Origin of the sequence: Kitasatospora sp. NPDC088351, from assembly GCF_040685575.1 — a bacterium.
Classification (GTDB): Bacteria; Actinomycetota; Actinomycetes; order Streptomycetales; family Streptomycetaceae; genus Kitasatospora.
Genome location: NZ_JBFBIL010000035.1, coordinates 12,621 through 24,520 on the forward strand (window position 1 = coordinate 12,621; position 11,900 = coordinate 24,520).

Annotated in this window: 10 protein-coding genes; 7 read left to right on the forward strand and 3 right to left on the reverse strand. The window is 72.2% G+C overall.

Annotation, left to right across the window (positions count from 1 at the left end; genetic code table 11):
- Nucleotides 1-269: 269 nt before the first annotated feature.
- On the forward strand, nucleotides 270-2,846 hold the full coding sequence (locus AB0P06_RS23335) for an SdrD B-like domain-containing protein (RefSeq protein ID WP_363610303.1): 2,577 nt from the start codon (nucleotides 270-272) through the stop codon (nucleotides 2,844-2,846).
- A 174-nt stretch (nucleotides 2,847-3,020) separates the two neighbouring features.
- Here the strand turns inward: AB0P06_RS23335 and AB0P06_RS23340 are convergent, their stop codons facing one another.
- Nucleotides 3,021-3,359 (reverse strand): SHOCT domain-containing protein, encoded by a 339-nt coding sequence (locus AB0P06_RS23340; protein ID WP_363610305.1) that lies wholly within the window; start codon nucleotides 3,357-3,359, stop codon nucleotides 3,021-3,023.
- Nucleotides 3,360-3,508: 149 nt separating this feature from the next.
- Between AB0P06_RS23340 and AB0P06_RS23345 the strand changes: the two genes are divergently transcribed.
- A complete protein-coding gene (locus AB0P06_RS23345; RefSeq protein ID WP_363610306.1) occupies nucleotides 3,509-3,880 on the forward strand; it encodes a hypothetical protein in 372 nt (123 codons plus the stop codon).
- A 45-nt stretch (nucleotides 3,881-3,925) separates the two neighbouring features.
- Here AB0P06_RS23345 and AB0P06_RS23350 read toward each other — a convergent pair whose 3' ends face one another.
- Both AB0P06_RS23350 and AB0P06_RS23355 read right to left on the reverse strand, forming a co-directional pair.
- On the reverse strand, nucleotides 3,926-4,576 hold the full coding sequence (locus tag AB0P06_RS23350; RefSeq protein WP_363610308.1) for a beta-glucanase: 651 nt from the start codon (nucleotides 4,574-4,576) through the stop codon (nucleotides 3,926-3,928).
- A 118-nt stretch (nucleotides 4,577-4,694) separates the two neighbouring features.
- The gene (locus tag AB0P06_RS23355) at nucleotides 4,695-5,321 is read right to left on the reverse strand and encodes a CBS domain-containing protein (RefSeq protein WP_363610310.1); all 627 of its coding nucleotides are present in this window, start codon (nucleotides 5,319-5,321) and stop codon (nucleotides 4,695-4,697) included.
- Nucleotides 5,322-5,683: 362 nt separating this feature from the next.
- On the opposite strand from AB0P06_RS23355, the gene AB0P06_RS23360 reads away from it, so the two are divergent.
- The 5 genes from AB0P06_RS23360 to AB0P06_RS23380 all read left to right on the forward strand — a co-directional run bounded on the left by AB0P06_RS23360 (nucleotide 5,684) and on the right by AB0P06_RS23380 (nucleotide 11,896).
- Nucleotides 5,684-7,216 (forward strand): SDR family oxidoreductase, encoded by a 1,533-nt coding sequence (locus AB0P06_RS23360; RefSeq protein WP_363610312.1) that lies wholly within the window; start codon nucleotides 5,684-5,686, stop codon nucleotides 7,214-7,216.
- Nucleotides 7,217-7,282: 66 nt separating this feature from the next.
- Complete coding sequence (locus AB0P06_RS23365) at nucleotides 7,283-9,172, forward strand: hypothetical protein (RefSeq protein ID WP_363610314.1); 1,890 nt, start codon at nucleotides 7,283-7,285, stop codon at nucleotides 9,170-9,172.
- 531 nt (nucleotides 9,173-9,703) lie between these two features.
- On the forward strand, nucleotides 9,704-10,687 hold the full coding sequence (locus tag AB0P06_RS23370; RefSeq protein WP_363610316.1) for a LysR family transcriptional regulator: 984 nt from the start codon (nucleotides 9,704-9,706) through the stop codon (nucleotides 10,685-10,687).
- A gap of 108 nt (nucleotides 10,688-10,795) precedes the next feature.
- Nucleotides 10,796-11,641 (forward strand): ACP S-malonyltransferase, encoded by an 846-nt coding sequence (gene fabD, locus AB0P06_RS23375; RefSeq protein WP_363610318.1) that lies wholly within the window; start codon nucleotides 10,796-10,798, stop codon nucleotides 11,639-11,641.
- 3 nt (nucleotides 11,642-11,644) lie between these two features.
- On the forward strand, nucleotides 11,645-11,896 hold the full coding sequence (locus tag AB0P06_RS23380; RefSeq protein ID WP_363610320.1) for an acyl carrier protein: 252 nt from the start codon (nucleotides 11,645-11,647) through the stop codon (nucleotides 11,894-11,896).
- Nucleotides 11,897-11,900: the final 4 nt, after the last annotated feature.

The window sequence follows — 11,900 nt, forward strand, 5'->3', positions numbered from 1 at the left end:
GGCGGGCGTCAACCCGCGACATCCGCAACGCTTTCCAGCAAGAACGTGCACGACTGACGCATTCCACATTCGCACACAGAATCGCCGATCTGAACATTCATACGAGAAGAAACGATTCCGTAAAAGCTTGGTGCAGGTCAAATTCGTTATTCTGCCACGGCCTTTCACAAATCCCCTTTACGCTTCGCTGACAGGGCGGTTCTCCGCCATCTCTATGTACTCCCTCACACGGTTGGGCAGCCGCCCCTTCTGAAGGATGAGAGCAGGAGATGACAGCTACGAACGAACAATCGGACGACGCCGCGCGCGAACCGGGTCGGCGGAGGTCGGGTTCCATCGGCCGCCGCGCGGTCGGCGGCGTCGCGGCTCTCACCGTGGGGATCGGCAGCCTCTCGTTGGCGGCGGCCCCAGCGGCGTACCCGCAGGCGGGCGACGGATCGGTGACGGTCCGGGTCATCCGGGCCGTGGACGCGAGCGGCGTGTGGACGCCCGCGCTGGAACCGGGCATCGCGGGCGTCCGGGTGACCCTCACCGACGACGCCGGGGTCAGCATCGAGGGAGCGACCGCGGCCGACGGTACGGTGACGCTGGCCCCGGCCACGAGCACGGCGACCGGCGGCAAGTACCGGGTGCAGGTGAGGAATCCGAAGCCGGGCGTGCTCTTCCCGGCCTTTGCCTCACGCCAGGGGCTGGACGGCGCGCCCAACCAGCTGAGCAGCAACGAGGAGTTCGTCGACCTCTCCGGCGGCAAGAACGTGGCGTACACCACCGGGCTGTGGAGCCCCGGTGACTACTGCCAGAAGAACGCCCCGCTGGTGACGACCTGCCAGCCCGCCACTCGCGAGGGCGGGTCGCAGCGCACGCTGGTGTCCTTCCCGTACAGCGCGCGCGGCCAGGACGGCGTCGACGTCAACGTCACGAACATCGCCACCGACGCGGAGACCGGCACGCTGTTCGGCATCGCGTGGAACAAGGCCGACAAGCGGGTGTTCTCCTCGGCGCTGGCCAAGCGGTCCACGGACTACGGCCCGGGCGGTGCGGGGGCGATCTACGTCACCGACCTCGCCCAGAACAGGACCACGCTGTTCGCCACCGTCCCGGACGCCGGGACGACCGCCCACGGCGGCGGCACCGACGACGCCTTCCTCGCCGTACCCGGCAAGGAGAGCCTCGGCGGCATCAAGGTCACCGACGACGGCGCGGACCTGTTCGTCGTCAACCTCAACGACCGCCGGCTCTACCGCTACGACGCCACCGTGCCCACCGCGGCGGCGCCGAAGGCCGTCTACCCGATCCCGGCCCCGGGCTGCCCGGCGGCCGGGGACTGGCGTCCCTTCGGCCTCGGCCTCCAGGACGGCGTCGGCTACCTCGGCGGGGTGTGCTCCGGCGAGTCCACCGGGAGGGCCTCGGACCTGCGCGCGGTGGTCCTGCCCTTCGACCCGCACACCGGCGCGTTCCACAAGCCGGTGCTGGACCAGCCGCTGGACTACCCGCGCCAGTCCACCGTCGGCTCGGGCCCGTGCGACGGCGCCGGCTGGTTCCCCTGGACCAACACCTTCCCGACCTCCCAGAACGGCCAGGCCTGCCAGGCCAATCTGGCCCAGCCCGAGCCGGAGTTGGGCGAGATCGGCTTCGAGACCGACGGCTCGATGCTGCTGGACTTCCGCGACCGCTTCGCCGACCGTTCTCCGGCCTCCCCCACGCCCCAATCGGTCGCCGCCGTCCTGTCGGGCGGCGACCTGGACAAGGCGTGCCCGGCGGACGGGATGTACGTGATGGACACCAACAACGGCTGCGGACTCTCCCCCCGGGGCACCCGGTTCTTCGACAACAGCCGGATGACCTTCCACCACAACGCGGCCTACGCGGGCATGGCGCTCTCCAAGGTCGAGAACACCATCGCGACCTCCAGCTTCGACCCCAACAGCACCGCCTTCGGGTACGGCACCGCCTTCGTCCAGCGCGACGGCCGGCAGGACCCGAGGTACGGCCTGCGCCTCAACCCGGCAGGGGGCATCGCCCCGTTCGGCAAGGGCGCCTCGATGGGCGACCTGGAGGTGCTCTGCGACCAGGCCCCGCTGCAGATCGGCAACCGGGTCTGGTACGACCCCGAGCGCAAGGGCATCCAGAAGCCGGGCCAGAACCCGGTCGCGGGCGTGACCGTCAACCTGTACGACGCGTCGGAGAAGCTGGTCGGAACGGCGAAGACGACGGCCCGTGGTGAGTACTACTTCGACGACTCCAACGTCACCGGCGGCCTCAAGCCGAGGACCGGGTACACCATCCGCCTGGACAACCCGGCCGACTACGCCGAGGGCGGTCCGCTCCACCAGTGGGTACCCACCGTCCCGGATGTCGGCGACAACCCCTTCATCAACTCCAAGGGCATCGTCCCGCCGGGCGGGACGTTCCCGGAGCGGGCGCTGACCACCGGCGGGCCGGGAGAGAACAACCACACCTACGACTTCGGCTTCCGTCACTGCAAACAGCACAAGGGCGTGCTGAGCCTGATCAAGCAGGACCCGGACGGCAGGCCGCTGGCCGGGGCGAAGTTCCAGCTGTGGAAGACGTGGCAGGGGACGAAAGACTCCGGTGGCACGCAGACCAGGACGAAGTGGGCGGACACGAAGGTCGGCGACCTCTGCACGACCGGGACCGACGGCATCTGCCGGGGCACCGGCGGGCCGGGGACGTACTACTGGGAGGAGGTCTGCCCGCCCCCGGGATACGCCGCACCGGACGAGAGGGCGTTCGGGCCGCTGGTGCTGACCCCCGACAACCTGGACAACGGGGTCTCGGTGACGGCGGTCAACCGGCCGCTGCCGCCCCCCTCCCAGCACTGGTAGCCCCCGAGCGGGGCAGCCGGCACCGGTGACCCTCCGGGCCGGGTCGGGCGGGTTCGCGGACCAGTGGTCCGCGAACCCGCCCGACCGTGCGACCGACCGACGACAGGTCCGCATCGAGGCCGGCCGGGATCCGGACCTCCCGGCCGAGGCGCCGGACGCCCACCCGACAGCCTCTCAGCCGCCGCCGGGCCCCGGCTCCCCCGGTCCGTTCACCGAGCGGAGAACGTCCAGCCGGTGCCGGTACTCCTCCGCGTCGATCTCACCGCGGGCGAAGCGTTCGGCGAGCAGCTGCTCGGGCGTCGGCACCGCCGCCCGCCCCGGGGCCCCGGCGGAGCCGGCCGCCGCCGCCGGACCCTGCGGGGCGGGCCGCGACGAGCGCGAAACGTAGCGGAACAGCGCGATGGCGGCCATCACCAGCACCGCCAGGACCAGCAGCCCCACGACGACCATCAGGCCGGCGCCCCAGCCGCCCAGGACATGCCCGTGGCCGTGCCCGTACCAGTGCCTCATCATGACCTCCTCCTCCGCCCCCGCCGGGACCCGCCGAGGTGATCGGCGCCTCCACCACCATCGTGCGCTCACGACCGACCGAGCGGGCTGAAGAGTTTCCGAGAAAAGGCCCCGGCCACACCGGCCCCGCCCACCGGGTAGCGTTGCGCCCCATGAACCCCCATCCGCCGACCGACGACCGCGAGCAGCTCGTGGCGGCCGGGGTGCTGCGCCGGTACGAGGACGGGCTCCCGCACCCCGCCCTGGCCCACTCGCCGATCAGCTACGTCTCGACCCGGCTCTGGACGGAGCTCACCGCCCTCGCCATCGCACCGGCCGCGGCCACCGCCACCGCACACGCGCTGCTGCGCGCCATCGCCACCGAAGCGGCGGACGCCGCCCTCGCGCCCGGCAACGAGAGCGCCCCGCGTGACGACCTGTACGTGACCCACCCGGCCCACATCGGGCCGTACCGCCGGGTGGTCTGGTTCCAGCGCACCGGACCGCGCGGGCACATCACCGCCACGTTCCCGCCCGACTCGTGACGCCCCCGCCCGCCCCTGCCGTCTCCCGGCGGCCGGTGATCGCGCTCAGCGGTCGACGCGAAGGCTGTGACAGGTCCAGCCGAGCACGCCCGGCCCGTTCTCCGGCGGCCGCGGGTGGTACGTCCCGTCCGCCACGGACAGGTTGACGATCAGATAGGCGCGCCAGTCCGGCCCGACCCCGTGCCGGTCCGCGTACACCAGCGTGTCGTCGACGTACCAGTCGACCGAGTACGTGCCGAGCACCGTCCGCAGGGTGAAGGTCGAGCCGGGGGCTATGCCGGCGGCGGCCCCGTGCCAGTAGCGGAAGCCGCCCCGGACGTGGTTGGACAGCTCCAGCAGGTCCGGGTTGTCGGGGTGGTACTCGAACACGTCCACCTCGTTGCCCCCGTCCCGCCAGGTCCAGATGGCCGGCCAGGCGCCCAGCCCGACCGGGAGGGTGACCTGCGCGGTGAGCGCGTCCCCGGAGCGGAGCTGAAAGCCGTCCGGGCTCCCCTCGGTGGTGAGCAGGCTGCATGTCCACAGTCCGCCGGCCGGCCGGCGGACGGCCGTGAAGAGCCCGCCTGGGCAGTACGCGCGACTGAGGAAGTCGAGTTTGTGATCGCCCCGGTTGGTCGGCCCCATCCGGGGATAGGCGCTGCTCCGGCCCGCTGTCCACTGCCTGGTCGAAGTGAAGTCCGCGTCGAACACGACTGCCACGGCCGCCTCCTGGGAGCCCCGCGTCCCGGCGACCCGGCGCCGCCGAACACACAGGGTGACTTACCCGGTACGTTCCGCAGTATGCGAAGCGGACCTTCCGGGTCCGAGGCGGCCCGGATCAGCCGACGGGAGCGGGCCGGCCGCCGCTGCCGAGGCGGTCGGTGACCGAGACCACGCCGTCCACCGAGCGGCAGAGGTTCAGCACGATCGGGACGAGGTGCGGCTCGGGGACGGTGCCGCTGAGCACCACCCGGCCCTGGTTCACCTCCACGCCGACCTCGGCCGGGCTGACGCCCTCGATCCGGCCGAGCACCTCCTCGACGATCTCCCGGTGGATCACCCGGTCCTCGCGCAGGAACACCCGCAGCAGATCGCCGCGGCTGACCATGCCGAAGACCCGCCCCTCCTCGTCCAGCACCGGCAGCCGCTTCACCGCGTGCCGGCTCATCAGCCGCGCCGCGCCCACCACGCTCGTGCCGGGCGTGGTGCAGACCGCCGGGCCGGTCATCAGGTCGGCCGCGGTGGCGGCGCCCGAACCGCCCGCCGGGAGCTCCGGAGCCGGGAGCAGGCTGCCCGGGTCCTCCTGCGCGGCCAGGGTGCGCAGGAGGTCCGCCTCCGAGACGATCCCGAGCGGCCGGCCGTCGGCATCGACGACCGGCACGCCGGTGATGTCGTACTCGGCCAGCAGCGCGACGATCTCCCGGAAGCCGGTCTCGGGCGCGACCCGGACCACGGGACTGGTCATCACTGATTCGACGGTGGCGTGGCGCACGCCGGTTCACCTCGTCCGCGAGCGTCGTTAGACCGGACAGCCCTCGTCCGGCTGGTACCAGGAGCATCGCCTCTGACGGCTCGCACCGCCAGGGGCCAAGGGGCTGAAAACCCGGGACCAACGGCCCTGCCGCCGAACACGCCCCCGACGACGGCCGGCCGTGCCGCGTCGGACCGCGGGCCGCACCGCACCCGTCCGCACGGGCCGGGCCGTGCCGTGGCGCCCCCGCCGGCAACGGGCGAAGCTGTCGGAGAACACCGGCGGGGCACCCCCGCGAAGTCCGCCACAGGGCCACCGCGCCGCCCCGCCGCGCGCCCGACGCCCCTGGAGTTCCCATGACCGCACCCGGCACCCCCGCCGCCCCGCTGCGCTGTCTGGTCACCGGTGCCACCGGCTACATCGGTGGACGGCTCGTCCCGGAGCTGCTGGCCGCCGGGCACTCCGTGCGCTGCCTGGTCCGTGACCCCGGGCGGCTGCGCGACCACCCGTGGCGCGCCCGGGTGGAGGCCGCCGCCGGGGACGTCACCCGGCCCGACACGCTCACCGGGGCGTTCGCCGGCATCGACGTCGCGTACTACCTGGTGCACTCGCTGGGCACCGGCCGCGGCTTCGAGGCGACGGACCGCTCGGCCGCCCGGGCGTTCGGCGAGGCGGCCGCCCGGGCCGGGGTCCGCCGGATCGTCTACCTGGGCGGGCTCAACCCCACCGGGGTACCGGCCCGGGACCTGTCGCCGCACCTGCGTTCGCGCGCCGAGGTCGGCCGGGCGCTGCGGGCGAGCGGGGTACCGACCGCCGAGCTGCGGGCGGCCGTGATCATCGGCTCCGGCTCGGCCTCGTTCGAGATGCTCCGCTATCTGACCGAGCGGCTGCCGGTGATGGTCACGCCGAGCTGGGTGGGCACCCGGATCCAGCCGATCGCCGTCCGGGACGTGCTCCGCTACCTCACCGCGGCGGCGTCGCTGCCACCGGAGGTGAACCGGGCCTTCGACATCGGCGGCCCCGAGGTGCTCACCTACCGGGAGATGATGCGACGCTACGCCGCCGTCGCCGGGCTCCCGCACCGGCTGATCGTCCCGGTGCCGGTGCTCACCCCCCGCCTCTCCGGCCACTGGGTGGGCCTGGTCACGCCGGTGCCGAACCGGCTCGCCCGGCCGCTGGTGGAGTCACTGCGGCACGAGGTGGTCTGCGCCGAGCACGACATCGCCGGGTACGTGCCCGACCCACCGGGCGGCCTGACCGGCTTCGACGAGGCGGTCCGGCTGGCCCTGCGGCGGATCCGGGACGCCCGGGTGGCCACCCGCTGGTCGTCCGCCTCCCTGCCCGGCGCGCCGAGCGACCCGCTGCCCACCGACCCGGACTGGGCCGGCGGCAGCCTCTACCAGGACGTCCGGGAGCGCCGGGTGGCCGCATCCCCGGCCGCGCTCTGGCGCGTGGTGGAGGGCATCGGCGGCGAGAACGGCTGGTACTCCTTCCCGCTCGCCTGGGCGCTGCGCGGCCGGCTCGACCGGCTGGCCGGCGGCGTCGGCCTGCGCCGGGGCCGGCGCGACCCGGCCCGGCTGCGGGTCGGCGACTCGCTCGACTTCTGGCGGGTCGAGGAGATCGAGCCGGGGCGCCTGCTGCGGCTGCGCGCCGAGATGCGGCTGCCCGGCCTGGCCTGGCTGGAGCTGACCGTCACCCCGGACGGGCGGGGCGGCAGCGACTACCGGCAGCGGGCGCTGTTCCACCCCCACGGGCTCGCCGGACACGCCTACTGGTGGTCGGTGGCACCGTTCCACGCGGTGGTCTTCGGCGGCATGGCCCGCCGGATCACCGAACGCGCCGCGGCCGAGCCCCGGGAAACCTCCCCGGACGGCGCAACCATCACATGATCGACTCGTTGGACCGTCCGTCACGACAGAACGCTCGGTTCCGGGGAGGGCCCGTTGGCAGGACGGATGGACGGCACAGAACCAGCCGCGAACCGGGCCGCGCGCCCGGCCCGCCCGGTGGCGCTGGCCGAGGCTGCTCTCGTACGCCACTACCGCCGCCTGGTCCGGCTCGCCTACCTGGCCCTGCCGGCCGACCGCGACCGGCACAGCCGGGTCCTCGCCGCGCACGCCGCCGTCCAGCGGGCCCTGCCGTCCCGCTGGACGCGCTGGTCCCGCCGGATCGACCCGGCGGCCGCGGACGGCGAGCAGGTGTACGCCGCACTGCGCCTGCGGGTGCTGCGCGCCACGCTGCGGCCGTGCCCGGCGCACCGGCTGCTCGCGCCCAGGGTCTGGGGGCTGCGGCTGTTCACCCCGGGCGGCGGCGAGGAGGACGCGGCCCTGGACCGCGCGCTGGCCGGTCTGGACGCGCCCGCCCGGGCCGCGTTCGCCCTGCTGGCCGTGGAGGAGCTGACGCCGGCCGTGGCCGCCGAGGTGCTCCAGCGGGCCGGTGCGGACCGCCCCGACCAGGCCGTCGACGCGGCCGGGCGGCTCTCCGCCGGGCCCGAACCCGGACGGCCGGCCTTCGATCCGTGCGCGGTCCGGGTGCAGCCCACCGACCTGCTGCGGCGGCGCCGCGCGCTCGGCGCCTCCCTCACCGTCGCCGTGCTCGCGCTCACCACCACGGCCGCCGTCCTGACCGGCCCGGACGGCGGCGCCCCCGGCGCCACGCCACTCCCCCGGCCGCCCGGCGGTACGGCGCCCCCGCCCGACCCGGCCCGGCTGGTCCGGGTGGCCGCCGACCAGTGGCAGCACACCAGCCGGGTCGACTTCTCCGCCTGGCCCGCGCGCGGCGACCGCCGCGACGACACCGCCCTGCTCGGCCGGGCGCTCACCGCCTGGACCGGGGCCGGCCCGCGGAGCAGGGCCGAACCGGGCACCGCGCCCGCCCCGCCCCGGGGCGAGCCGCAGCTGCTGTTCGCCGGCACGGTCGACGACACCCCCGTGGTGGTGCTGTACGACGGGTGGCTGCTCGCCCGGTACACCGACGGGCGCGGCGGCGGGCTGGACCTCGCCCGGGCCGACGGCTCCGACGTCACCACGGCGGGCGCGGTGGTGCTGCGCCGTCAGGGCACCGCCGCCCGCTATCTGCTCGCCCCCTGGATCGACACCGCCGAGACCCGGCGGATCGACCAGCCGGACGCGCCCGCCCGTCCGCTGGACCGTGCCGACGGCGTCACCGCCGCGACGCCCGGCGGGGCTCCCGACGGAACGGTCGCGGACTGCCAGGGCGCCGCCCTGCTCCTGCTGCGCTCCTCCCCCGTGATCGCCGAGAAGCAGGCCTTCCTGCTCGCCGATCTGGGCGGCCTCGTCCCGGCCCATCTCACCTACACCCCGGCGCCGGACCGCGCCCAGCCGGCCCGGTCGCCCCGCGAGGCGGTCACCCCGGACGCCCTCCAGGCCTGGGCGCGCGGCGGCTGCGCCGTGCCCGACGGCACTCCCGGCGTCAGACGGCTCAACCTCTGGGCGTTCGCGGTGCAGCAGCTCCCGCAGAACGCCGGCGCGGCGTCCTGGGTCTGCCTGCGCGCCGACCGCTGGGCCGGCGAGGGCAGCGCCGCCACCGCCGTCCTGCTGCCGGGCGCCCGGGGCCCGCAGCGCACCGGCGGCGGCCCCGGCCGGGCGTGCAGCCGGTTCGAGCAGGACACCGTCGGCTGGACGTGGTGGCGCTCCCCGCAGGGCACGGAGTTCCTGCTCGCCGCGGGCAGCCGCCGGGTCGGCCGGATCACCGTCAAGGGCCCGGACTGGTCGGCCGACCGGCCCGTCCCCGACCGGACCCTCGCCGTGGAGCGCCCGGCCCGGGCCGCCGTCTCGGTCGAGGCCCTGCTGGACGGCGGCGCCAGGATCACGCCGATGCGGTAGCCGTACCGTCCGAGCTTGATCCATTCGCCTGCCTGCCCCGCCTTGTTAACCGGCGACCAATCGGTTACTGTGTGACACGCGGTCCACTTTGATCTGTGCATGACATACAGCCTCACGCTGGGTGGCCCGGACAGAGGCTCATCGAAGGCCCGTCCACTTCGGACTCCTTGTTCAGTGAGCTGATCCCGCCAGGTAAAACCCGGACCGCGGCATCCCGCCCGATATCTGCTCATCGCCGATCGGAGCTGAGGAGAGTGTCATCATGGTCATCGCGCATGTTCCCACCGCTCGCCCACCCGGAACATTTTCGGGATTTCGACAGCCGCAGCAGACAAGAGTGGACCGGACACGCTTCCCGTCCGATTTTCCGCCCCCGGCGGCCTCGCACAGACCAAGCCAGGTCGAAATTCCGGTGAACAGTCCGTTAATTCTGGACCGATGCCGGTCCGGTCACCGCCCAGGATGACATCCCGGCCGTGACGCCGTCGAACGTGAAATCCGCATGGTCGCACTCCGGGAAAAGGTCCCCGAATGTTCACTACGACCGACCACCTGGGCTTCAGTCTGACGCAATTGCGCTACTTTGTGGTATCCGCCGAGCTCGGCAACATATCGGAGGCGGCAGAGAAGCTGTGCGCATCACAGTCGACGGTCTCGTCGGCCGTGATGCGGCTGGAACGTCAGCTCGGTGTTCAGCTGCTTCTTCGCCATCACGCCCGCGGGGTCACCCTCACCCCGAGCGGTCGGCACCTGCTGCGAGCGGCACGAACCCTGCTGGGGCAGGCCAGGAGTCTCAAAGCCCAGGGCGACGCCCTGGCGAGCGGCACGGCCGGCCGGCTCGACGTCGGGTTCTTCTTCCCGGTCGCCCCGTTTCTGCTGCCCCTGGTCTGCCGAATGACCAGAGAGCGGTCCGTGGCGCTGCAGTTGAACGTTCACGAGGAATCCGCCGACCGGCTTCTGGAGTTTCTGCAGGACGGCCGGTGCGAATTGGCTGTGACATATGATTTCCTGTCGGGCGATTCCACGTTCCACCCGCTGGTCGACCTGCCCGTCCATGCCCTGGTGGCCGATGGCGACCCGATCGGCAGGGCCGGCCCGGTCAATCTGGCGGAGCTGGCCGCCCGACCGCTCGTCACTTTGAACATCCCGGCCGTTCTCCGCCATTTCGAAACGATGTTCGCCGACACCGGCGTCCCCATGCCGCAGGTGATGACGACAACGAGCCTTGAGACAATGCGCGGTCTGGTGGCCGCCGGTTCCGGGTTCACGTTGATGTATCAACGCGCTTCGAACATGACGACTCTGGACGGAGGGAAGGTTCGAGCCGTCGAGATCACCGGCGATACGCCTTCTTCGTCCCTCGGTGTCGCCATGATGCCCGAGCTGGCCATGAGCAGCCGCGGTGACGCCTTCCTGGACGTGCTCAGATCAGCGGTTTCGATCAGCTACGGCATGAATTCACTTGCGCGACCCGGGAGACCCCTCGGCGCGACCGCCGGCACGCGGCCGTCCTGAGCGCGGTTCCGGTCGGGCTCGAAACCGGGTTCCATTCCCCGGTACCAGCGTTTTGCATATTTCTGCCGGACGGCTGCCCGGCACGGGTTACCGTAGGTGAGGAGTGTTGTGCTGGCGGTTATCTTCGCAGGTCAGGGAAGTCAGGAAAAGGGGATGGGTGCCGAGGTCTTCGGGTATTACCCGGGGCTGGTGCAGTTCGCGTCGGACACGCTGGGATACGACCTCGTTTCGCTGTGCACGGAAAATCCGGACGGACTGCTGGCCCGTACCGAGTACACCCAGCCGGCGCTCTACGTCGTCAACGCGCTGCGTACTTTCGAGCGGGTTCACCGCGAGGACCGGCCGGCCGATTTCTACCTGGGCCACAGTCTGGGCGAGTACAACGCCCTGCTCGCGGCCGGCGTCTTCGACTTCGAAACGGGACTACGGCTGGTCGCCAAGCGCGGTGAACTGATGGCGGCGGCCTCCGACGGCGGTATGACCGCGGTGCTGAACACACCGGCGGAACACCTCCTGAAGATCTTCGCGGACGACGGCGTCGACGGCGTCGACATCGCCGGTTTCAACACCGCCTCGCAGATCGTCATCGCGGCCACACCACCCGTACTGGCCGTGGCGCACGCCTGCCTGAAACGCCGGGAAATCCGTTTCGTGCGGCTCAGGGTGAGTGCGCCGTTCCACTCCCGGTACATGGAGCCGGCCCGGGTGCGCTTCGCCGAGTTCCTGAAGCGGTTCAGCTTCGCCGAACCCGCCGTACCGGTCGTCTCCAACGTCACGGGCCGGCCCTACCGGCCGGGACAGGTGGCCCGAATGCTCACGGAACAGCTGGTGACCCCGGTGCGCTGGACCGACAGCGTCCGCACCCTGCTCGACGGCGACGACGGGCTGGAATTCACCGAAATAGGGGGCTCTGCCCTCACCCACATGGTGCAGAAGATCAGGTCTGGAGTGTGACGGATGGCAACGACGAAAGAAACGATCCGGCAGTACCTGGAGGACCGCTTCCTCTTCGAGTTCGACGATGCGATCACCCCGGACACCGACCTTTTCAAGGCGGGTGTCATCGACTCGTTCGGCTACGTCAGGATGATGGAGTTCCTGGAGTCCGAGTTCTCCGTCGAGATCGTCTCGGAGGACATCCTCATGAACGTCTTTGTGTCGCTCACCGATATCGCCGGATTCGTTGACGGGAAGATCTCCGCGAACTAGAAGG